Source organism: Serratia sp. CY76391, assembly GCF_052166695.1.
GTDB lineage: Bacteria > Pseudomonadota > Gammaproteobacteria > Enterobacterales > Enterobacteriaceae > Serratia > Serratia nematodiphila.
This window is the reverse complement of record NZ_JBJNOJ010000001.1, coordinates 861,335-884,145: the sequence shown is the minus strand read 5'-3', so window position 1 is coordinate 884,145 and position 22,811 is coordinate 861,335. Positions and strand designations below refer to the sequence as shown.

Annotated in this window: 19 protein-coding genes; 9 read left to right on the top strand and 10 right to left on the bottom strand. The window is 57.7% G+C overall.

Annotated features, from left to right (window positions below):
• Window positions 1-10 precede the first annotated feature (10 nt).
• Window positions 11-2,065, bottom strand: a complete 2,055-nt coding sequence (gene helD, locus ACJ8PN_RS04355; RefSeq protein WP_171453722.1) for a DNA helicase IV — start codon at window positions 2,063-2,065, stop codon at window positions 11-13.
• A gap of 166 nt (window positions 2,066-2,231) precedes the next feature.
• Between helD and ACJ8PN_RS04350 the strand changes: the two genes are divergently transcribed.
• Window positions 2,232-2,684 carry a YccF domain-containing protein gene (locus tag ACJ8PN_RS04350; RefSeq protein WP_004928120.1) on the top strand — a complete coding sequence of 151 codons (453 nt, stop codon included), beginning with the start codon at window positions 2,232-2,234 and terminating at the stop codon, window positions 2,682-2,684.
• A 26-nt stretch (window positions 2,685-2,710) separates the two neighbouring features.
• The gene (gene yccS, locus ACJ8PN_RS04345) at window positions 2,711-4,846 is read left to right on the top strand and encodes a YccS family putative transporter (RefSeq protein ID WP_154870720.1); all 2,136 of its coding nucleotides are present in this window, start codon (window positions 2,711-2,713) and stop codon (window positions 4,844-4,846) included.
• A 4-nt stretch (window positions 4,847-4,850) separates the two neighbouring features.
• Here yccS and ACJ8PN_RS04340 read toward each other — a convergent pair whose 3' ends face one another.
• A complete protein-coding gene (locus ACJ8PN_RS04340) occupies window positions 4,851-5,507 on the bottom strand; it encodes a TfoX/Sxy family DNA transformation protein (protein WP_171453721.1) in 657 nt (218 codons plus the stop codon).
• A 229-nt stretch (window positions 5,508-5,736) separates the two neighbouring features.
• Here ACJ8PN_RS04340 and sulA point away from each other — a divergent pair, with 229 nt between their 5' ends.
• On the top strand, window positions 5,737-6,243 hold the full coding sequence (gene sulA, locus ACJ8PN_RS04335) for an SOS-induced cell division inhibitor SulA (protein WP_015377359.1): 507 nt from the start codon (window positions 5,737-5,739) through the stop codon (window positions 6,241-6,243).
• 356 nt (window positions 6,244-6,599) lie between these two features.
• Window positions 6,600-7,679 (top strand): porin OmpA, encoded by a 1,080-nt coding sequence (ompA, locus tag ACJ8PN_RS04330; RefSeq protein WP_004928134.1) that lies wholly within the window; start codon window positions 6,600-6,602, stop codon window positions 7,677-7,679.
• A gap of 102 nt (window positions 7,680-7,781) precedes the next feature.
• On the opposite strand, the gene matP is transcribed toward ompA, so the two are convergent.
• Window positions 7,782-8,240 (bottom strand): macrodomain Ter protein MatP, encoded by a 459-nt coding sequence (gene matP, locus ACJ8PN_RS04325; RefSeq protein WP_004928138.1) that lies wholly within the window; start codon window positions 8,238-8,240, stop codon window positions 7,782-7,784.
• A 210-nt stretch (window positions 8,241-8,450) separates the two neighbouring features.
• Between matP and ACJ8PN_RS04320 the strand changes: the two genes are divergently transcribed.
• The 4 genes from ACJ8PN_RS04320 (at window position 8,451) to fabF (ending at window position 12,900) form a co-directional block, all read left to right on the top strand.
• The gene (locus tag ACJ8PN_RS04320; RefSeq protein ID WP_033633428.1) at window positions 8,451-10,199 is read left to right on the top strand and encodes an AAA family ATPase; all 1,749 of its coding nucleotides are present in this window, start codon (window positions 8,451-8,453) and stop codon (window positions 10,197-10,199) included.
• 68 nt (window positions 10,200-10,267) lie between these two features.
• Window positions 10,268-10,786 carry a bifunctional 3-hydroxydecanoyl-ACP dehydratase/trans-2-decenoyl-ACP isomerase gene (gene fabA / locus ACJ8PN_RS04315; protein WP_004928144.1) on the top strand — a complete coding sequence of 173 codons (519 nt, stop codon included), beginning with the start codon at window positions 10,268-10,270 and terminating at the stop codon, window positions 10,784-10,786.
• A gap of 312 nt (window positions 10,787-11,098) precedes the next feature.
• Window positions 11,099-11,626 carry a winged helix-turn-helix transcriptional regulator gene (locus ACJ8PN_RS04310; RefSeq protein ID WP_351106697.1) on the top strand — a complete coding sequence of 176 codons (528 nt, stop codon included), beginning with the start codon at window positions 11,099-11,101 and terminating at the stop codon, window positions 11,624-11,626.
• The gene (fabF, locus tag ACJ8PN_RS04305) at window positions 11,623-12,900 is read left to right on the top strand and encodes a beta-ketoacyl-ACP synthase II (RefSeq protein ID WP_351106695.1); all 1,278 of its coding nucleotides are present in this window, start codon (window positions 11,623-11,625) and stop codon (window positions 12,898-12,900) included. Before ACJ8PN_RS04310 ends, fabF begins: the two co-directional genes overlap by 4 nt.
• Window positions 12,901-12,963: 63 nt before the next feature.
• Here fabF and rmf read toward each other — a convergent pair whose 3' ends face one another.
• The 6 genes from rmf to rlmKL all read right to left on the bottom strand — a co-directional run bounded on the left by rmf (window position 12,964) and on the right by rlmKL (window position 21,021).
• Complete coding sequence (gene rmf / locus ACJ8PN_RS04300; RefSeq protein ID WP_004928150.1) at window positions 12,964-13,134, bottom strand: ribosome modulation factor; 171 nt, start codon at window positions 13,132-13,134, stop codon at window positions 12,964-12,966.
• A gap of 270 nt (window positions 13,135-13,404) precedes the next feature.
• Complete coding sequence (gene pqiC / locus ACJ8PN_RS04295) at window positions 13,405-13,965, bottom strand: membrane integrity-associated transporter subunit PqiC (RefSeq protein ID WP_043137613.1); 561 nt, start codon at window positions 13,963-13,965, stop codon at window positions 13,405-13,407.
• Window positions 13,962-15,608, bottom strand: a complete 1,647-nt coding sequence (gene pqiB / locus ACJ8PN_RS04290) for an intermembrane transport protein PqiB (RefSeq protein ID WP_049187516.1) — start codon at window positions 15,606-15,608, stop codon at window positions 13,962-13,964. Before pqiB ends, pqiC begins: the two co-directional genes overlap by 4 nt.
• On the bottom strand, window positions 15,595-16,908 hold the full coding sequence (pqiA, locus tag ACJ8PN_RS04285; RefSeq protein WP_369825817.1) for a membrane integrity-associated transporter subunit PqiA: 1,314 nt from the start codon (window positions 16,906-16,908) through the stop codon (window positions 15,595-15,597). The genes pqiB and pqiA overlap by 14 nt, the downstream gene beginning before the upstream one ends.
• A gap of 76 nt (window positions 16,909-16,984) precedes the next feature.
• Window positions 16,985-18,889, bottom strand: coding sequence for an ABC transporter ATP-binding protein (locus ACJ8PN_RS04280; protein ID WP_048322769.1), 1,905 nt, complete (start codon window positions 18,887-18,889; stop codon window positions 16,985-16,987).
• Window positions 18,890-18,894: 5 nt separating this feature from the next.
• Window positions 18,895-21,021 (bottom strand): bifunctional 23S rRNA (guanine(2069)-N(7))-methyltransferase RlmK/23S rRNA (guanine(2445)-N(2))-methyltransferase RlmL, encoded by a 2,127-nt coding sequence (rlmKL, locus tag ACJ8PN_RS04275; protein ID WP_121976464.1) that lies wholly within the window; start codon window positions 21,019-21,021, stop codon window positions 18,895-18,897.
• 103 nt (window positions 21,022-21,124) lie between these two features.
• Here rlmKL and ACJ8PN_RS04270 point away from each other — a divergent pair, with 103 nt between their 5' ends.
• A complete protein-coding gene (locus ACJ8PN_RS04270) occupies window positions 21,125-22,228 on the top strand; it encodes a YcbX family protein (protein WP_351106691.1) in 1,104 nt (367 codons plus the stop codon).
• A 6-nt stretch (window positions 22,229-22,234) separates the two neighbouring features.
• Here the strand turns inward: ACJ8PN_RS04270 and ACJ8PN_RS04265 are convergent, their stop codons facing one another.
• Window positions 22,235-22,783 (bottom strand): cell division protein ZapC, encoded by a 549-nt coding sequence (locus ACJ8PN_RS04265; RefSeq protein WP_004928171.1) that lies wholly within the window; start codon window positions 22,781-22,783, stop codon window positions 22,235-22,237.
• Between the last annotated feature and the right edge of the window lie 28 nt (window positions 22,784-22,811).

Sequence of the window (22,811 nt, the reverse complement as noted above, 5' to 3'; positions counted from 1 at the left end):
AGGCCCGAGCTTACGGTTTTTTCTGCACCGGTACGCCAAGATCCTGCAGGTGTTCAACGAATACCGAAGGGTGCTCACGATCCTGCAACAGCCATACCTGATGTTTAGCGCGAGTTAACGCGACATACAGCAGACGGCGTTCTTCGGCATCCGGGAAATCCTCCGGCCGTGGCAGTAGCACCTCTTCCAACACCGACTCGCGCGCCACGGCGGGGAAACCGTCACGCCCCTCATGCAAACCGGCAATGATGACGTATTCCGCCTGCTGCCCCTTGCTGGCGTGGATGGTCATAAACTCCAGATTCAGTTTAGGCCAGCGGGTGGCCGCTTTCGCCAACGCTTCCGGTTTCAGATGATGGTAACGTGCCAGCACCAGGATGCGTTCATCCGGCTTGGCGTAGCCGCTCAGCTTGTCCAGTAAGGGTTCCAACTGCTCGTGCGGCAAGATCGCCACCGACTTTTTATTGCCCTTGCTCAGGCTGTTGAGCGGCTTTTTCAGCTGGTGCGGATTTTGCTGCACGAACCGGTTGGCCACCTCGCCGATACGTTCGTTGAAGCGATAAGTCGTGTCCAGCGCGCACTGCGCCCCTTCGCCGAAGTGGGTGGAAAAAGCCGTGGTTAACGTCAACTCTGCGCCACTGAAGCGATAAATCGCCTGCCAGTCATCCCCCACCGCAAACAGGCAGGTCTGCTTGTTCTGTCGGCGCAATGCCGCCAGCAATAACGCACGCTGCGGTGAGATATCCTGAAATTCGTCGACCAGAATATGTTTCCACGGGCTGACGAAGCGCCCCTTGTCGAGAATGTTGACTGCCTGATGGATCAGGCCGGAGAAGTCCACCGCCCCTTCCTCTTTCAAGGCGCTTTTCCAGGCTTTCAGCAGCGGCGCCATCAGCCGGATGCGTTTCGAAAACAGATCGCGGATGTCTTCATCCGCCTGCTCGATCATTTCCGCCTGGCTGCCGCCGTGCATGCGCATCAACCCCAGCCACCGCTCGAGCCGGCCCGCCAGCCGATCCGCGAGGCGTTTATCCTGCCAGAAGTCGCCTTCCGGCACTTCCCATTCCAGCTCCTCAGTCAACCATTGACGCCACCCCTTGGCCTGGGCTTTCTTCTCCGCGCACTGTTGGCGCCAATGGGTAATCAGCAGCGCTTTGCGCGCGTTGGCATCGGTTTCCAACCGGCTGATGGCCGGCGCTTTGCGGCTGCCTTGTTGAATGATTTGCAGCGCCAAGGCATGGAAGGTCTTGGCCTGAATACCGACATCGCCCAAACGTTCTTTGATGCGGTCGTTCATCTCGCCGGCGGCCTGGCGGCCGAACGCCAACAGCAAGATTTGCCCCGGCTCCGCCTCCTGACGGCGCAGCAGCCAGCCGGCGCGCGCCACCAGCACCGACGTTTTGCCGCTGCCGGCGCCGGCCAACACCAGCACGGAATCCTCGCCATTGACCACCGCCCTGCTCTGGGCGTCGTTGAGCGGCGAGCTCTCGACGATCTGGAAGAAGTCGTGATGTTGCTCCAGCATGCGATCGGTCCACTGCCGGTTGCGTTGTTCAACGCTGCGTTGCCCCTGCTGCAGCCATTGCAGACACAGATGGTAATCGGCCCGGCAGTTATCGAATTCATCCAGGCGCGCTACCGGCATCGGCAGCGCGGAGAAAGCCTCACGAATTTGCTGCTGCAGCTTGCCCAGCTCAGACTTTTTGAACCATTTATCTTGCTGCTCAATGCGCTGAATCTGTGCCACCTGCTGTTGCAGCACGCCGGCGCTGACCTCACTCATTTCGGCGCTCCAGTGCTGCCACGCCTGCTGCAGATAGTGATAAAAACGCTGCGTTTCCTGCCATTCGGTACCGTGCAGCCGCACCACTTTTTCGTCCGGCAATTCAAATTCCAGCTCGCCCCAGACGATGCCACGCTTGCACCTGACCTGAATCAGTTGATTGAAGGGGATCAGGTATTCATGTTTTTCCCCGCTCACCTCAACGCCGGCGTGCAGCAACCGCACGCGGTTATAAGGGTGCTGAGCCAGGTGTTTCCCCAGCGATGTCGCTTTAAGTTCCATATCGTCGCGCCATGACTATGTTGAGAGTAAATAACGGATATCTGCCAGTTTACCTGCGATAAGCAGTGGCACTCTAGCGCTAAAAAAAGGGTAGAATAGATTTTGCGTTTTTATCGTGAATACGCCCGCATCGCGGTTTGGCTATCATTAGAGCAGAATGACGTCTATGCGTACTGTACTGAATATTCTTAATTTTGTGTTGGGCGGTTTCTTCACCACGCTAGGCTGGCTCATTGCGACAGTGTTCAGCGTGCTGCTGGTCATCACGCTGCCGCTCACTCGCTCCTGCTGGGAAATCACCAAGCTGTCGCTGGTGCCGTTCGGCAACGAGGCGATACATGTCGATGAACTGTACCCGGAGAAAAGCAATGCGCTGCTCTCCGCCGGCGGCTCACTGCTCAACATTATCTGGCTGGTGCTGTTCGGCTGGTGGCTGTGCCTGTCACACATCGCCGCCGGTATCGTGCAATGCGTTTCAATCATCGGCATTCCGGTCGGTATCGCCAATTTCAAAATAGCCGCCATCGCGCTGTGGCCGGTGGGGCGCCGCGTCGTCTCGGTAGAAATGGCTCAGCAAGCGCGTATTGAGAATGCTCGCCGCCACTATCATCAGCGTTAATTTTTTCTCCGTTTAAGGAGTTTTTTGTGCTCTCTTTTGCACCCGCAGTACGTCGTTATACCTACAACAGCAATCTGCTGTACCACCTGCGCATTCTTATTGCGCTGATCGGCACCACCGCCGTTCCCTGGTGGCTGGGCATTCCCAAGCTGACTATCCCGCTGACGCTGGGCGTGGTGGCAGCGGCACTGACCGATTTGGACGACCGCCTGGCCGGCAGGTTACGCAACCTGCTGATCACGTTGGTGTGCTTCTTTGTCGCCTCCGCTTCAATCGAGCTGCTGTTTCCCTATCCCTGGTTGTTCGCCCTTGGTTTAACCACCTCAACCTGCGGTTTTATCCTGCTGGGCGCCTTAGGGCAACGTTACGCCACCATCGCCTTCGGCGCGCTGCTGATCGCGGTTTACACCATGCTCGGCACCGCCATGTACGATGCCTGGTATCAGCAACCGCTGCTGCTGGTGATCGGCGCGCTGTGGTATAACCTGCTGACGCTGGCGGGCCACCTGCTGTTCCCTATCCGGCCGCTGCAAGAGAACCTGGCGCGCTGCTACGAGCAGCTGGCCAACTATCTGGATGCCAAGGCCAACCTGTTCGATCCCGACGCCGAACGCGACGCCGACCTGCCATGGATGGATGTCGCGATGGCCAACAGCGCGTTGGTCGCGTTGCTGAACCAGACCAAAGCCTCGCTGCTGACGCGCCTGAAAGGCGATCGCGGCCAACGCGGTACCCGCCGCACCTTGCACTACTATTTTGTCGCGCAGGATATCCACGAACGCGCCAGCTCTTCCCATGTTCAGTACCACGCGCTCAGCCGGCAATTCCGTCATAGCGATATTTTATTCCGCTTCCAGCGTTTGCTGAGCATGCAGGCGCGCGCCTGCCGCCAGCTGGCACAATCGATCCTGCTGCGGCAAAAATACCAGCACAACCCGCGTTTTGAGCCAGCCTTCAGCCGCATTCAGGAGGCCTTGGCACGCATAGCCGAAACCCAGGGCAATTCAGAGCAAACCAAAGCGCTGGCGCACCTGCTGAAAAACCTGCATGCGATCGATGCGCAGCTGGCCAATATCGAGTCAGAGCAAACGCTGGCCAGCGGGCAGGCGGAAGAGAACAGCCTGGCCGACGATCGCTTAACCGGCTGGAGCGACATCCGACTGCGCATCAGCCGCCATTTGACGCCGCAGTCGGCCCTGTTCCGCCATGCGATCCGCATGTCGGTAGTGCTGTGTGTGGGTTACGCCTTCATCCAGTTCACCGGTATGCAACACGGTTACTGGATCCTGTTGACCAGCCTGTTCGTCTGTCAACCGAACTACAACGCAACCCGCCGGCGCCTGGCGCTGCGCATCATCGGCACTCTGGCCGGTATCCTGATCGGCCTGCCAATCCTCTATTTCGTGCCTTCCGTAGAAGGACAACTGGTGTTGATCGTCATCACCGGTGTCCTGTTCTTCGCTTTTCGCACCGTGCAGTATGCCCATGCAACGATGTTCATTACGCTGCTTGTGTTGCTGTGCTTTAACCTGTTGGGTGAAGGTTTCGAAGTAGCAGCCCCGCGCGTTTACGATACCTTGTTGGGTTGCGCCATCGCCTGGGCGGCGGTCAGCTTTATCTGGCCGGACTGGAAGTTCCGCCAACTGCCGGCGATAGTGGATAAAACGCTGAATGCCAACTGTCGCTATCTGGACGCCATTCTGGTGCAATATCATCAGGGTAAGGATAACGGGCTCGCTTACCGCATCGCGCGGCGAGATGCCCACAACAGCGATGCAGAACTGGCTTCGGTCATCTCCAACATGTCCGCCGATCCCAAGGCCGACAAGGCGTTGCAAGAAGCCGCCTTCCGTCTGCTCTGCCTGAACCACACTCTTCTGAGTTATATCTCGGCGTTGGGGGCGCACCGCGAGCGGTTGAATACCCCTGCCACACTCGATCTGCTCAATGATGCCGTGTGTTACGTGGACGGCGCCTTGCATCAGGAAGAACGGAACAGCCAGCGCATTGCGCAAGCGCTGGAACAGCTGGCGGAGCGTATTCGTAAAGCCGTTCCAGAACCTGAAAGCAAAGAACAGTTGGTCTTGCAGCAGGTGGGGCTAATGCTCGAGCTGCTGCCGGAACTCACCGCACTCCATACCCAAATCAATAAGGCAACCTAATTATTCAGGGCCCGCTTGATGGGCCCTGAACTACTGGCTCATGCCCATAGCGGCGCATAGCCATCGTATGATCGAACCAGCGCACCAATTCGTTACGCAATTCGGTCGGCAATGCCGCCTGATGATAACCGGCTATCGCGCCGCCCAGCGACAGCAGCACGCGCAGACCCAGATTGGTCTGCTGTTGCAGCAAGCGAAGATAGCTACGTTTAGCGCCATGCAGCCGCAGGTCATAGGCATTGCGAATACCCGCTCGCCATAGCAAGCGCTCCATGTTGACATCTATATTTGGCAACGCCTTCAATCTGCCGTGATCGCCAGCCTTGAGCCGCTGCTCTCGGCGTGCTTCCCTGATGGCCTGCCAGGCCAGCCCTACCAGCTCGTTGCGTTCCCGCCACAGCGACTCGTCAACCCAGTAATAGCGCAAGGTGATGGGCACACCGCGCTTGGAATAGACCATATTGACCATGCCCCGAGCACGAAAGGCCGGTTCCATGCTCGCCGTAGCCCGCAAGTACAATTCACCTTCAGCTACCACCGCAAACATTACCCCTTCAGCCAGCAACCCATAGCCGCCAAACTGTGATCGTGTTGTGATGGCGCCCAGCGCCGCAAAGCAATTTTTAGCCTGCGCGATTCTTCTCGTCGACATCCTTTTCATAGCGTTCCTCCTTTTTAGGTTCTGGCCGTATTATTTCTCTCATCAATGAAAAAAGTAACGTGAACAACTAATTAGAAAAATACGCACTATCCGCCCGCCTGCCAATCACAAAAATCGTCGGTACAAAAAATGATCGCAATTATGCGAGCCGTTACGAAAATTTGAGTTGATCTTATCCTAAATCAGGGATACTGTATAAACATACAGTAACACGACGGGCGGGAACTTTATGCGTACTCAATCACTCTACCAACCTCATTTCGGCCATGGCTCTTATACAACGCGCAATGTTGCGAAGAACACGGATATCGGCAAAGAGAATGGCTTGATCAGTGAACTTGTTTACAACGAGCGCCAGCCCGCAGTGGCTCAATTACTGTTGCCCCTGCTGCTGCAATTGGGCAAGCAGTCTCGCTGGCTTCTGTGGCTGACGCCGCAGCAAAAATTAAGCAAGCAATGGCTGCAGCAATCCGGCCTGCCCGTAGATAAAATGGTGCAATTGAGCCAGATCAGCCCGGTGAATACGGTCGAGGCGATGGAAAAAGCGCTGCAAACGGGAAATTACAGCGTGGTTCTCGGCTGGTTGCCCGAGCTAACGGAGGAGGATCGTCTAAAATTAAGACGTGCGGCAGAATTGGGTAATGCCTATGGGTTTATCATGCGCCCTCAACGTGACATTAGCCCGACTCACGGACACTGTTCCACCCTAAAAATTCACTCTTCTTTGTATCATTAAGTAAATTTAGGATTTTTCCCATCATTTTCGCACCCCCTAAGCGGAACCTTTGTGGGGGAAGGCAAAAAGCGAGTCCGGCTGCGGTTTGGCAGGCAAAAACGCTCGATGAATCGCCGCTTTTTTAGGCTAAGAATGTTAGCAAATATGTACGATTCCGCGTTTTTTTTTAGAGCCTTATCACATCACACTTGTAACTTTCGCGCCACGTTGTAGACTTTACATCGCCAAGGTTGCTCTATAACGTCAGAAAAACTGGCGAGTAACAAACGAGGGCTTAAACCTTGGCGAAGGAATTTAACCAAGGGCTTAAACAGCTTTAAAGCTCATTGCCTATTTGGATGATAACGAGGCGCAAAATGAAAAAGACAGCTATCGCATTAGCAGTGGCACTGGCAGGTTTCGCTACCGTAGCGCAAGCCGCTCCAAAAGATAACACCTGGTACACCGGTGCTAAACTGGGCTGGTCCCAGTACCATGACGTTGGCTTCTACGGCAACGGTTACCAGAACGGTATCGGCAACGGCCCAACCCATAAAGATCAGCTGGGTGCCGGCGCGTTCCTGGGCTACCAGGCAAACCAATACCTGGGCTTCGAGCTGGGCTATGACTGGCTCGGCCGCATGCCTTACAAAGGCAGCGTGAACAACGGTGCTTTCAAAGCGCAGGGCGTTCAACTGGCCGCTAAACTGAGCTACCCAATTGCTGACGATCTGGACATCTACACTCGTCTGGGTGGTATGGTATGGCGTGCAGACTCCAAAGCTAACTACGGCCGTACTGGTCAGCGTCTGAGCGACCACGACACCGGCGTTTCTCCGCTGGCTGCTGTTGGTGTTGAATACGCACTGACCAAAAACTGGGCTACCCGCTTGGATTACCAGTTCGTAAGCAACATCGGTGACGCAGGTACCGTTGGCGCACGTCCAGACAACACCATGCTGAGCCTGGGCGTTTCTTACCGCTTCGGTCAGGATGACGTAGTTGCTCCAGCACCAGCTCCGGCTCCAGCTCCAGTTGTTGAAACCAAGCGTTTCACTCTGAAGTCTGACGTGCTGTTCAACTTCAACAAATCGACTCTGAAAGCAGAAGGCCAGCAGGCTCTGGATCAGCTGTACACCCAGCTGAGCTCCATGGATCCTAAAGACGGCTCCGTAGTTGTTCTGGGCTACACCGACGCCGTTGGTTCTGACCAGTACAACCAGAAACTGTCTGAACAACGCGCACAGAGCGTTGTTGACTACCTGGTCTCCAAAGGCATCCCGTCAGACAAAATCTCTGCACGTGGTATGGGTGAAGCAGATGCAGTTACAGGCAACACCTGTGGCTACAAATCTGGCCGCGCTACCAAAGCTCAGATCGCTTGCCTGGCACCAGATCGTCGCGTAGAGATCGAAGTTAAAGGTATTAAAGACGTTGTAACTCAGCCTCAGGGCTAAGTTTACTCGCCTAATAAAAAACCCCGCCAATGCGGGGTTTTTTTTCGTCCTCTTGTTGCCAGAACATTCAATGCCTGGCGCCATAGAGGCGTTCTCACGCGCTTACTTTGGATCTTTGCCAAGAATCGCCTTCAAGTCTTCTTTCAACGACGACATCTGGTTCGCATACTTTTCTTTGCGTTCAGCGTCTTCGATAAGCTGCACGACGGTTTCCGACAGCGTAACGCCACGGCGGCGCGCCAGGGCAGCCAATCGTTGCCAAACCAAAAACTCCAGATCGATAGATTTTTTACGCGTATGCTGATGTTCTGCGTTAAAATGACGTTTGCGGCGGGCGCGGATCGTTTGTTTCATCCGGTTATCCAGTTCCGGATTCATATGAGCGGCAATCCATGCAAGTACCTTTACCGGCTCATTTTCCAGCTTCAGCAGCTCGTTAACCGCCTCCTGAGCAGCGCTGTTTTCAATGTAGCGGGTAATGAGTTCCCCTTCCCGATGCTTTTTCACTAGGTACTTCCATTTCCAACCGCTCTCCAGATTTTCCAGTTGCTGATATTTCATCTTGAGCTCTTCAGTGACCGCGTAACTTCAAATAAGCATAACAGCTTTGCGCCGAATTTCCCCGGCAATTAAACCGTCTTTTAGACTGTTTTTTGCACAGTCACCGCGCGATGTCAAACTCCCTGATGCCAACTGGCACTCCACATGTATCAAGCCGCCGTTATTCTTGTATAATCGCCCTTTCCCTTTTTAACGATTGCATCTAACACTTTGACCAATAACCGACTTGAATGGCAATCTTTATTGCCGGACGTAACGCCTTATCAGGCGATATTTGATACCGCCGCTCAGTTGGCACCCGTGCCCTTTTCCGCCATTCAGCCTCGGCTGGAAAATGCCCTGACGCTATTTTGCCACCCCCAATCGCCACCGCGTTTCATGCTGTTGAAAGCGCAAGAAACGCGAGAGTATCTGGAACTGATCGCTCACGCCGTCAAACCACTGCTGCCGAAAAATACGGCATGCCGCGGCAGCCACTATGTCATTCAGGATGGCAAGGTCAGCGTCGAGCCTGCCAGCCGTGGCGATGAACCTTTTGCCGCCGGCGGCGCTTGTCTGTTCCAAGAGTGGATTGAGCCGGAACAGCTGTTTGGCTGCGTACGGATCCACAATGGCGACATTACCCTGCAGCCGGGTCTGGTGCACCAGGCCAACGGTGGCATTCTGATTCTGTCGGCACGGGCGCTGCTTGCTCAGCCGTTGCTGTGGCTGCGGCTGAAGCAAATGATCGGCCAGCGCCAGTTCCACTGGGTTTCGCCAGACGAAACCCGCCCGCTGCCGGTAGCCATTCCACCGATGCCGCTGGATCTGCGGCTGATTGTAGTCGGCGACCGTCACGGCCTGGCCGATTTTCACGATATCGAGCCGGAACTGAGTGAACAAGCGATCTACGGTGAATTCGAAGACGATCTGCAGCTGACTGAAGTTGATGATATGGCGCAGTGGTGCGGTTACGTCAACGGCGTGATTGCCGACCAGCAATTGCCGATGCTGGCGAACGACGCCTGGCCGCCGCTGATCGTCCAGGCGGTGCGTTACAGTGGCGATCAGGGCATTCTGCCACTCTCGCCGGTTTGGCTTGGCCAGCAGCTATCCGAAGCCGCACTGTATGCCGAAGAAGATCGCATTACGGCCAAAGCGTTCGAGGCGGCGTTAAATGCCCGAGAATGGCGTGAAAGCTATCTGGCCGAGCGTATGCAGGATGAGATTGAGTTGGGTCAGATCCTGATTGAGACCGAGGGTGAAGTGGTCGGACAGATCAACGGTCTGTCAGTCCTGGATTATCCCGGTCATCCACGCAGCTTTGGCGAACCGTCACGGATCAGTTGCGTTGTGCATCTCGGCGACGGCGAGTTCACCGACGTCGAGCGCAAAGCCGAACTGGGCGGCAACCTGCACGCTAAAGGCATGATGATCATGCAGGCGTTTCTGATCGCCGAACTGGATCTTGATCAGCAGCTGCCCTTCTCCGCTTCCATCGTCTTTGAGCAATCTTATGGTGAAGTGGACGGTGACAGCGCCTCGCTGGCTGAGCTATGCGCATTGGTCAGCGCCCTGTCACAGCAACCGATCACCCAGCAGATCGCCGTCACCGGCTCCGTCGACCAATTCGGCAACGTACAGCCGATAGGTGGCGTTAACGAAAAGATCGAAGGTTTCTTCGAGGTTTGTGTACGCCGCGGCCTGACGGGCAAACAGGGTGTCGTATTGCCCGTGACCAACGTGCGCCATCTGTGTCTGCGTCAAGATATCGTCGATGCGGTGCGCGAGGGGCAGTTCCATCTGTGGGCGGTAGAGAGCGCGGCGGAAGCCTTGCCTTTGCTCACAGGTTGCCTCTACTCTGACGAACAACAGCCGAATTTGTTGGCGGCCATTCAGGAACGGATTGCGCAGGTGAGCCTGCAGGAACGCCGTCGTCCGTGGCCGCTGCGCTGGCTCAACTGGTTCAACCACGGCTGATCGGACTTGTTCAGCGTACACGTGTTAGCTAACCTGCGTCCTTCATTAAAATAAGGCTTACTGAGAACATGGTAGATAAACGCGATTCCTATACGAAAGAAGACCTCGAAGCATCCGGCCGTGGCGAGCTGTTCGGCGCCGGTGGCCCACCGTTGCCGGCAGGTAACATGTTGATGATGGACCGCGTGGTCAAGATGACCGAAGACGGCGGGACTCACAACAAAGGTTATGTGGAAGCGGAGCTGGATATTAATCCGGACCTATGGTTCTTCGGTTGCCACTTTATCGGCGATCCGGTCATGCCAGGCTGTCTGGGCCTGGATGCGATGTGGCAGTTGGTTGGTTTCTACCTCGGTTGGCTGGGTGGCGAAGGCAAAGGCCGCGCGCTGGGCGTTGGTGAAGTCAAGTTTACCGGCCAGGTGCTGCCAACCGCGAAAAAAGTGACCTACCGTATTAACTTCAAACGCGTCATCACCCGTAAGCTGATCATGGGCGTCGCCGATGGCGAAGTGCTGGTTGACGGCGAAGTGATCTATACCGCCACCGATCTGAAAGTGGGTCTGTTCAAGGATACCACAGCGTTCTAATCACGCAGACGAGAGGGCGGCCATCGTCTTCTTTGCTAATGCTCTTCGCATGCCATCACACCCAGCGTGATGGCATTTCTTTCTCTTACCACCTACCTCCTTTAATCGCCCGCTACCGAACCGATTTATCCCTCCTGTCTCTACCCTTTTCCTACCCGAAACGGTCAAAGCCACAGGCCAGTTTGAGCCCCCTCCCCACAGCCAGCTATCGACACGATAGCGTTTTTTGCATCCGGTTATTTTCTTGCCCCTTAAAATCACCTAGTATAGCCACCCATGTAACTACAATAAATGTACCAACCAAGAGCCGATATGCAAAAAACCCGCTTTAGCGATGCACCTTGCCCCGTCGCACGTTCATTAGATCGTGTCGGAGAATGGTGGAGCATCCTGATCCTGCGTGATGCCTTTCAAGGGTTATCCAAATTCGACGAATTCCAACAAAGTCTGGGGATGTCACCGACTCTCCTGGCCCGGCGACTGAAGGATTTGGTAGCCCACGGCATTCTGCATAAGCAACGTTATCAAACGCGGCCGGTTCGCTATCAGTATCTGCTCACCGAACGCGGCAACGATTTTCTCCCCGTGCTGGCAGCTCTCTCAGAATGGGGCAATCGCCACTTGATCGACGGTGACATTAGCGCCTTGTTAGTCGACGGCCGCACCGATCGGCCGATCCAGCTCCAATTGGTCAATGTCGATACCCAACAGCAGGTGCCGCCGCAGTTTATTACGTTGGCACCAGGGCCTGCGGCAAATGAAGGCATACATCAACGCGCCGCACTGATGCGGCAACGGCGCCTCGCCGATTTACCCGAATTTACCAAGGAGCCATCATGAGCAATCGTCGTATCGTCATTACCGGCATGGGCGCCGTTTCACCGCTAGGGTGCGGTGTTGAAGCCATCTGGCAACGTTTGTTAAAAGGAGAATCCGGCATTCGAGCGTTGCCTAACGAGATCGTTGCAGATTTACCGGTCAAGGTCGGAGGACAGGTCCCGGCGCTGGCGCAGGATGCTGAAGCGGGCTTCAACCCCGACGCCTCCGTCGCCCCCAAGGACCAAAAGAAAATGGATCGCTTTATCCTGTTTGCCATGGCGGCGGCGGACGAAGCCATTCGTCAGGCCGGCTGGATAGCCGATACGGAGGAAAAACAAGAGCGCACCGCCACCGTCATCGCCTCAGGCATTGGCGGCTTCCCGGCGATTGCCCAGGCGGTACGCACCACCGACAACCGCGGCGCCAAGCGCCTGTCGCCCTTCACCATCCCCTCTTTCCTGGTCAATCTGGCGGCCGGCCATGTTTCCATCAAGCATCACTTCAAAGGCCCGATTGGCGCACCGGTCACCGCCTGTGCGGCCGGCGTGCAAGCCATTGGCGACGCTGTGCGTCTGATCCGCAATGATGAGGCCGATATCGCGCTGTGCGGCGGTACCGAAGCCGCTATCGACACCGTCAGCCTGGGCGGATTCGCCGCCGCGCGCGCTATGTCCACCGCACCGGCCGAGTTGGCAAGGCAGGCTTCCCGGCCTTTCGACAGTGCACGGGACGGATTTGTCATGGGGGAAGGTGCCGGCATGCTGGTGATTGAAACGCTGGAACACGCGCGGGCGCGCGGTGCCACACCGCTCGCGGAAATCGTCGGTTATGGCACCAGCGCCGACGCCTACCACATGACCTCCGGTGCCGAAGACGGCAACGGTGCTTATCGGGCGATGAAAATCGCGTTGAAACAGGCGAACGTCGCCCCAGAAGAGGTCCAGCATTTAAACGCACACGCGACCTCAACGCCCGTGGGCGATCTGGGTGAAATCAATGCCATCAAACACCTGTTTGGCACGACAGGGAGCATCGCGGTAACCTCGACAAAATCCGCCACCGGGCACCTGCTCGGCGCCGCCGGGGGGCTGGAAACCATCTTTACCGCCTTGGCGCTGCGCGATCAGATCGCCCCCGCGACGCTGAATCTGGACAATCCCGATCCGGCGGCGGCAGGTTTACACCTGGTCGCGAAACGGGCTGAATCGATGAATATGACCTACGCCTTATCGAACGGCTTCGGCTTTGGCGGCGTGAATGCGAGTATTCTACTGAAACGCTGGCAGGACGAGTAAACGGCACAAACAAAAACCTCCGCCAAGGGCGGAGGTTATTCCTTTTATTTGACAGGGAGCCGCTTAAGCGGTCACAGCCCTGTCTTCCATGGCTTCTCGCCAACCTCCCAGCCATTGAGACCGGGCGTCCACCGATGATTGGTAGGGACAATGTTCCCTGGAACGCCCTAAAATACCTGCCTGATACCCTCTCGAATGCGCCCTTTCCAGACGATCGCGTTTCTGTCTCTTCATGCCTCGTTTCCCTCATTTTGGTCTGGTGGAAAGAAAACAATGGCTGCTTTTTGCGCAGCCACGAGTAATCAATAGCGCTAAAAGAAGAGAAGATCAATGCGCAAAATTCACGCCAATGTCATATTTGTGAGCTACGCCCGAGGAAAGTGCTAAGTGGCTGATCTGCTGGAAAAGGGGTTAACTGTTTGAAATGAAATATAAATCCCTGCCAGCGAGAAAAAACGGATTTTCACGCCGACAGGGATTAGACGATTTTAGACCAAATTATGACTAAATGCCGCCCATCTGTGCTGCGATAGCCTGCGCTTCCTGCTGCCACCCCTGCGCCAGGGTACGCACCAGGGCATCATAGCCGTCTTCACCCTGTTTCAATTCCAGGCTGAAAGGCCGTTTGATCAAGCGCCCCTGACGATTCAGCACCCACTCGCCGCGAATGATCGCCTTGCCGTCAAAACGGCCGTGGAAGCCGCTGATGGTCACGTTCAGCACATCCTGATCGCTGCTCATCGGCTGCGAAGAGACCACCCAGCCCGGCAACGCGCTGCTCAGGTTGGTGACCAGCGTTTGCTGCAGCTGCTGGTCGAGCGGGCTGGCCCACAGGTTGTTCTGGGCTATCACATACTGTACATCGTTGGTCTGATACACCACGCCGCTCTGCGCCAGATAATCCGCCACGCTCACGTGTTCCAGCCACAGCTGGCGCGTGGAAGCGCCGCTGCTGCTGGCCGCAGCAGGCGCACCCAGCGCCGGCAACTGATAGTAAGTCTTCTGTGGCGAACTGCTGCAGGCGCTGAGCAACAGCGCCAGGGCTACCGGGATCCATTTCATCATTTCGTGGCCTTCTTCGGCTGAGGGTCAGTGCTGCCGGCGGCTTCAAACACCAGCGCGTTGCTCTTCTCATTCAGGGTGCGCAGCACCGGTTGCAGCTCACGCAATACCTGATCGAGGCGCTGCATGTCGCCCACCATCTTGTTGTAAGCCGGTGAACCAGGCTGGAGCCCTTTCATGCTGCGGTTCAGCTCCAGCAGCGTTTTCTGCATGTCCTGCGGCAGCGCCTGCATCTCTTTGCTGGCGATGATGTCATTCAGCGACTTCATGGTCTGCTGCGTCGACTTCATGGTTTTCTGACTTTCCGCCAGCGTCTTGGTCGCTTCGTTGATCATCGGATTGATCGGCATCGAATTAATCTTATCCAACGTCTGCATCAGTTTCTGCTGGATCTGCGCCAAACCGCCGCTGGTGGTCGGCATCAGCGGATAACCGAACAGCTCGCGCGGCCCTTTCCACGGTTTTTCCTGCGGATAGAAGTCGAGATCGATGTACAGCGAACCGGTCAGCAGGTTGGCGGACTTCATCGAGGCGCGCATGCCGCGAGACTCCGCATCTTTCAGGTGCCCTTCAATATCGAAGTTGCCGCCCAGCTGTTTCTGGAAGCGATCAGGCTCGATGCGGATCAGCACCGGAATGCGGTAATCGTTATCCAGACGCTGCGCCATGCCGTCTTTATAGAACGGCACCTGCGCCACCGTACCCAGACGGATGCCGCGGAACTCGACCGGCGCGCCCGGCTGCAGGCCGCGTACCGAGTCGGAGAAGAACAGCAGGTAATCCTTATGCACGGTATACAGTGAATCCTGCGTGCTGCGCTGGTTGTCGAACAGCTGATATTCCGCCTTCTCTTTCGCCTGATCGCCGCGATCCCAGCCGTCCGGCACGTCAAAACTGACCCCGCCGCTGAACAGCGTGGTCAACGAGCCCATCTCCACCCGCATGCCCTGCGCCGACATGTCAAACGCCACGCCGCTGTCTTTCCAGAAGCGCACGTTGGTGGTGACCAACTGATCGTAAGGCGCGGTGATGAACAGCTGATAGCGCATAGCGCGCTCTTTAGGATCGAAGTAGCTGGTTTCCACCGACCCGACGCGATAACCGCGGAACAGCACCGGATCGCCGGCGTTGAGCTGGCCTGATTTCTCGCTGTCCAGCACGATGCGCAACCCTTTGGCATCCGGGGAAGCCAGCGGCGGCGCATCGAGCAGCTGATAGTTGTCTTTGCCGTCTTTGCCTTTGTTGCCCGGCTGCAGTTCGATATAGGCGCCGGAGAGCAGCGTGCCCAGCCCGGAGACGCCTTCACGGCCGATCTGCGGCTTCACCACCCAGAAGGCGGAATCCTGACGCAGCAATTTTTCCATGCCGGAATTGAGGCGAGCCTGCACCATCACCTTGCTCAGGTCATCGCTCAACGTGACGGTTTCCACCACCCCGACGTCAACGCTGCGGCTTTTGATTTTGGTTTTACCCGCTTCCAGCCCTTCCGCCGTCGAGGTCACCAGCGTCACCACCGGCCCCTGATGGCTGAAGTGGTAAAACAGGATCCAGGCGCCGATCAGCGCGGTCACGATGGGAATGATCCACACCGGCGACCAGCGTTTGATCTTCTCGACGTCCGCGACGCTATGATTATTTTCCGTCACCTTGCGGCTCCTTGTTGATTGTTTCACTTGCGCGATCCCAGGTCAGCCGGGGATCAAATGTCATGGCGGCGAACATGGTGAGGATCACCACCAATGCGAACAGCACGGCGCCCGTCGCGGGATAAATGCTCATCAACTGCCCCATTCGCACCAGCGCCGACAGCACGGCGATCACAAACACGTCGATCATTGACCAACGGCCAACGAATTCGACCACTTCATAAATCAGATGCATACGTTCGCTGTCGGCGCGCGGTTTCTTCCTGCCGTTCGCATCCCAGCACAGCCAGCCGATCGCCAACATTTTCAGCGACGGCACCATGATACTGGCGATGAAAATCACCATCGCCACCGGATAAGAGCCGTCCCCCCACAGCAGGATCACCCCCGCCATGATGGTGGAGTTCATCTTGTTGCCCAGCGCCTCGGTCACCATGATCGGCATCAGGTTGGCCGGAATATACAGCATGACAGAGGTCACCAGCAGCGCCAGCGTCCACTGCAGGCTGTGACGACGCCGCACGTAGCCCTTGGTGTGGCAGCGCGGGCAGCGCACCTGATCGGCCGGCAGGATCGCCGTGCAGCACGCGCAGGAGCGCACGCCCTGGCGCATGCCGGTGCGCCCCACCGTCAGCGGGCGATTAAGTCGCGGTGCCGGTTCGATATCCTGCCACAGCCAGCGCCGATCCACGCACTGGAAGGCGCGCACCTGCAGCAGACAGAACAGGCAGTAAGGCACGAAGCTACTGCCGATGCCGATATCGCCGTAGGCCATCAGCTTGACGAAGCTGACCAGCACCCCGGCGAGGAAAATTTCCACCATGCACCAGGTCTTGAACTGGAACAGCACCCGAGCCATCCACTCTTTGAGCCCCAGCGGCAAGCGCACTCTGGCGCACAGCAGGATAATCGCCACCATGCAAAACGCCGGGATCAGCTGCACGAACACCATAAACAAGGTGGCCATGCTGGCGTAGTCTTCCGCCACCATCACTTCCGGGATTTGGATCAGCCGGATTTCGTTGCCGAGGCCGGCGACGCGCATGTTGATAAACGGGAAAATGTTGGCCAGCACCAGCATGAACAAGGCGCTGAGCGCGTAACCGATCGGCCGCTTGCGAGGCTCGTCCCAGCGGGCGCTGAGCGTGGTTTTGCAGCGCGGGCATACCGCTTTGCTGCCATAGGCCAGCGGCGGCAGCGCCACCAGCATGTCGCACTGCGGACATAGCATCAGGTTATCCTGCTGCGCCGCCGAGGGTGCGGAATGACTATGCTGCTGATGATTGTTGTGGGAACACACCATATTCCTCCTAAATAACGTCGCTCACCGGCACGTCGATGCCGCCCGCAGCAGCGCGCGGGCGGCATCGCAACGGTCAGCCGTTTTTCATCGCTTCCAGCTCTTCCCAACGGGCGAAAGCCTGTTCCAGCGCTTGCTCGGCATCAGCCAGCGCCTTCAGCACTTCTTGCGTTTCGCTATGCGGCCGCGTGAAGAAGTCGGCGTCGCTCATCTGCGCCTGCAGCGCTTCGATTTCCGCTTCCAGCTGTTCGAGCCGCTGCGGCAACTGTTCCAGCTCACGCAGCAGGTTGTAACTCAGCTTGGCCGCCGTTTTCTTCGGCTGTTCGGCCTTTTTCTCCGCCGCCGGTTTGCTCGCGCTCGGCGCCGCCTGACGAATCGGTTTCGCCGTCGCGCGCTGATGATGCGCATCGTAGTAACCGCCGACGAAGGCATTGATCACGCCGTTGCCTTCGAAGATCCAGCACTCGGTCACCGAGTTGTCAACGAACTGACGATCGTGGCTGACCAGCAGCACGGTGCCCTGATAGCCGTCGATCAGCTCTTCCAGCAGCTCCAGCGTTTCGACGTCGAGATCGTTGGTTGGTTCATCGAGGATCAGCAGATTGCTCGGTTTCAGAAACAGCTTAGCCAACAGCAGGCGGTTACGCTCACCGCCCGACAGCGCCTTCACCGGCGTCATCGCGCGTTTCGGGTGGAACAGGAAGTCCTGCAGATAGCCCAATACGTGGCGAGGACGGCCGTTGACCATCACTTCCTGCTTGCCTTCCGCCAGGTTGTCCATCACCGTGCGCTCAGGATCGAGATCGGCGCGGTGCTGGTCGAAATAGGCCACTTCCAGCTTGGTGCCGCAGTGCACGCGGCCGCTGTCGGCTTTCAGCTGACCGAGCATCAGTTTCAGCAGCGTGGTTTTGCCGCAGCCGTTCGGCCCCACCAGCGCAATCTTGTCGCCGCGCTGCACCTGGGCGGAGAAACCGCGCACCAGCACCTTTTCGCCAACCTGATAATTGACGTCTTCCAGCTCGAACACGATTTTGCCGGAGCGGGTCGCCTCTTCCACCTGCATCTTGGCGGTGCCCATCACTTCGCGGCGCTGCGAGCGCTCGACGCGCAGCGCCTTCAGCGCGCGCACGCGGCCTTCATTGCGGGTGCGGCGCGCCTTGATGCCCTGACGGATCCAGACCTCTTCCTGCGCCAGCTTGCGGTCGAACTCGGCGTTTTGCAGCTCTTCCACCCGCAGCGCTTCTTCTTTGCTCTGCAGATAGAGATCGTAGTTGCCCGGCCAGGAAACCAGCTTGCCGCGATCCAGATCGACGATGCGCGTCGCCATGTTGCGGATAAACGAACGGTCGTGCGAGATGAAGACGATGCTGCCGTCGAACTCTTTCAGGAAACCTTCCAGCCAGTCGATGGTTTCGATATCCAGGTGGTTGGTCGGTTCGTCGAGCAACAACACGCGCGGCGAGCTCACCAGCGCGCGGCCCAGCGCCGCTTTACGCAGCCAGCCGCCGGACAGTGAGGAAAGCTCGGCGTCGCCGTTCAGCCCCAGCTGCAGCAGCACTTCGCTGATGCGGCTGTCGAGCTGCCACAGCCCCTGGTGATCGAGGATCTCCATGATTTGCGCCATGCGCGCCAGGTTTTTCTCGCTCGGATCGCTTTCCACCAGGTGGGAGATCGCGTGATAGGCCTTCAGGTGTTCTGCCTGCTCCGCAACGCCTTCCGCCACGAAGTCGAACACACTGCCGCCGATATTGCGCGGCGGATCCTGTTGCAGACGCGCCACGATCAGATCCTGTTCGTAGATCACCCGGCCGTCGTCCAGCGGGATCTCTTTGCCGAGGATCTTCAGCAGCGTGGATTTGCCGGCGCCGTTGCGCCCGACCAGACACACGCGCTCGTTGTCTTCAATATGAATTTCGGTGTTGTCTAACAATGGCGCATCGCTGAAAGAGAGCCAGGCGCCGGACATGCTGATTAACGACATAGTAATTATTTTCCTTCGCCGGCGTGAGTCACCAGCCAGCAGTTGTGGATCTGACGGTTACGGGCAAAATCCTGCGACAGCGTCTTGGCGGTGATCTCTTTCGCCTCCAGACCCAACGCGCTCAGCCCTGCCATATCCATTTGGAAACCGCGCTTGTTGTTCGAGAACATGATGGTCCCGTTGCGGCGCAGCAACCGTTTCAAATCTTTCATCAGCGCCAGATGATCGCGCTGCACGTCAAAGGTGTTTTCCATCCGCTTGGAGTTGGAGAACGTCGGCGGATCGATGAAGATCACGTCGAACTGTTCATTGGCGTTGCTCAGCCAAGACAGGCAATCGGCCTGGATCAGCCGATGCTGACGGCCGGTCAGGCCGTTGGCGCGCAGGTTCTTCTCCGCCCATTCCAGATAGGTGCGCGACATGTCCACCGTGGTGGTGCTGCGCGCGCCGCCCAGCCCGGCGTGCACGCTGGCGGTGCCGGTATAGGCGAACAGGTTGAGGAAATCCTTGCCGCCGCTCATCTCGCCCAGCATACGACGCGCGATGCGGTGATCGAGGAACAGGCCGGTATCGAGATAGTCGGTCAGGTTGACCCACAGCTTGGCGTTATACTCTTCCACCAGCAAGAACTCGCCCTTCTGCGCCAGCTTCTCGTACTGGTTTTTGCCCTTCTGCCGCTCGCGGGTTTTCAGGATCAGCTGATTCGACGGCAATTCCAGCACCGCCAGCGTCGCGTTGATCACATCGAACAGGCGCTGACGCGCCTTCTGCGCATCGACGGTTTTCGGCGGCGCATACTCCTGCACCACCACCTTGCTGCCGTAACGGTCCACCGCGACGTTATATTCTGGCAGATCGGCATCGTACAGGCGGTAGCATTCAATGCCCTGCTGCTTCGCCCACTTGTCGAGCTTCTTCAAATTCTTGCGCAGACGGTTGGCGAAATCTTCCGCCACCTGCACGCCGCCGGTAGCGGTGCCGGCCGGGCTTGCCGCCAGCTGATAGTTTTTCTGCACGCATTCCAGCGGGCCGTTCTTCGCCTTGAACTGGCGCTCGGCGCGCAGCTGCAGGCAGCTCAACAGTTCCGGCGAGGCGCTGAACAGCGACAGCTGCCAACCGCCAAAGGCGCTTTTCATCACGCGGCCCAGCATGTTGTGCAGCGCGATCAGCGCCGGTTCGCTTTCCAGACGCTCGCCGTACGGCGGGTTGCTGATCACGGTGCCGTGCGGGCCTTCCGGCAGCGGATTGGTCAAGCGCGCGACGTCGCCGACGTTGAAGGTAATCAGCTCGGCGACGCCGGCGCGGCGGGCGTTGCCGCGCGCCATTTCAATCACCCGGCGATCGATATCGGAGCCGAAGAAGCGAGAGGCGGTTTCCTGCAGGCCACGGCGCGCGCGCACCTGCGCTTCGGTGGTGACTTCACGCCACAGGTCGGCGTTGTGGCCATTCCAGGCGCTGAAGCCCCAGTGTTGACGGTGCAGGCCCGGCGCGCGATCGGCGGCGATCATCGCCGCTTCGATCAACAACGTGCCGGAGCCGCACATCGGATCGAGCATCGGCGTGCCCGGCTGCCAACCGGAACGCAACACGATGGCGGCCGCCAGGTTTTCCTTCAGCGGCGCCTGGCCGGTGAGATCGCGGTAGCCGCGCTGATGCAGGCCTTCACCGCTCAGATCGAGCGCCACGCTGGCCATATCGCGTTGCAGGAAGACGTTAACGCGAATGTCCGGCTGCTGTTTGGCGACCGTCGGGCGTTGGTCGAGTTTACGGGTGAAGCTGTCGACGATGGCGTCTTTCACCTTCAGCGCGCCATACTGGCTGTTGCGGATCTCTTCGTTCACGCCGCTGAAATGCACGGCAAAGGTTTTATCCACGCCAAAAATGCTCGGCCAGTCGATCGCCTGCACCCCGAGGTACAGATCCAGATCGCTGTGCACGCGGAATTCGTTCAGCGGCAACAGAATGCGCGAAGCCAGGCGGCTCCACAGCAGGCTTTGGTACAGAAGACGATCGTCACCCTGAAAATGTACCCCGCCCTGCACCACTTTGCAGTCGTGAGCGCCAAGCGCTTCCAGCTCGCTTTTTAACAGTTCTTCCAATCCACGCGCCGTGCTGGCAAACAGAGAGTTCATATCGTACTTATCACCAAAAAGAAAATTGTTGCGCATTATAGCTAATCCGCACCGCTTGTCATAAAGTTGCTCCCTTCTATTTAATCATCGTACGGAGATAAGGGTGATCACGCTTTCCAGACTCTACGTTCATCCGGTTAAATCACTGCGCGGCCTGCAGCTTTCTTACGCCCTGGTCGGCAGCAGCGGTCTGGCCTTCGACCGCAACTTTATGATCACCGAGCCGGATGGCACCTTTATTACCGCGCGCCAATACCCGCAGATGGTGCTGTTCACGCCGGCGCTGCTGCCGGAAGGGCTATTCCTGACCGCGCCGGACGGCGAAAGCGCCGCCATTCGCTTCAGCGACTTCGCGGCCGCGCCGCAGCCGACCGAGGTGTGGGGCAACCATTTCACCGCGCTGATCGCGCCAGATGAGATCAACCGCTGGCTGAGCGGCTATTTCCAGCGCGACGTACAGCTGCGCTGGCTGGGGCCTGAGCTGACCCGCCGGGTCAAGAAGCACCCCGAAATCCCGCTGACGTTTGCCGACGGCTATCCTTATCTGCTGATTAACCAGGCTTCGTTTAACGATCTGCAGCAGCGTTGCCCCGGCAGCATCAAGCTGGAGCAGTTCCGCCCCAATCTGGTGGTGAGTGGCGCCACCGCCTGGGCCGAGGACGGCTGGCAGGTGATCCGCGTCGGCGACGTAATGTTCGATCTGGTGAAACCCTGCAGCCGCTGCGTGCTTACCACCGTCAGCACCGAGCGCGGCCGCAAGCACCCGAGCGGCGAACCGCTCAGCACGCTGCAAAAATTCCGCTCCGCCGACAACGGCGATATCGATTTCGGCCAGAATATGATCGCCCGCAACAGCGGCATCATCCGCGTGGGCGATACGGTGGAAGTGCTGTCGACCAAGCCGCCGCGCCCTTATGGCGCAGGCAAAGTGGTGGAGAGCGTGCAAGCGCCGCAAGACAGCGCGCACAGCGTCACGATCGAATATGAAGGAAAGGTGTTTACCGGTAACAACCAGCAGATCTTGCTCGAACAGTTGGAACAGCAAGGCATCCGCGTACCTTACTCCTGCCGCGCCGGGATTTGCGGCAGTTGCCGCATTACGTTGCTGAGCGGTGAAGTCGCCCCCCTGAAGAAAAGCGCGCTGGGCGACAACGGCACCATCCTGTGCTGCAGCTGCATCCCGAAAAGTGATTTGACCCTGGCGTAATCCGCCTTATACCGCCCTGTCGTAAGCCGGGGCGGCGCTTTCATCCTGCGCGCAGGGTTTCAGCCGATCGTGCATCACCTTGATGGCGTCGCCCAAGACCATGGTACGGCCAGCGACCGTCAGCTGATTTTGCGCCAGCAGGCACAGGCTGGCGTTATCCCCGGCCTCCACCACCAGCAAGCGCGCTTCCGCGCCGCTCTCCATCACTTTCACCGCCGCCAGCTCGCCGTTTTTCGGCTGCAGCGGGTAATGCTGCTGCGAGAAATGCCAGCTCTTCGGCATCAGCGGTTTCAGGAAGCGATAGGCGACCAGCGCATTCAGCACCAGCTCGGCACGCTGTTCATGGCTAAGCTTGACCTGCTTGCACTGTTCTTCATAGGTGAAATAAAGGGCGGCGTCATCCACGCAAAAAGCACATTCATCAAAGGCGTCCGGCGTTAACATTTTGGCCGGGAAACGTGAACGAAAGATCATACCATTAGCTAAATCCAGCATTAGCCGATCGTGTTCGGCATCAAAATACCAACGCCAATTATCGTCAGGTTTTATCTTCATTTCGTATCCTTCTCGCTGCCTATGCCAA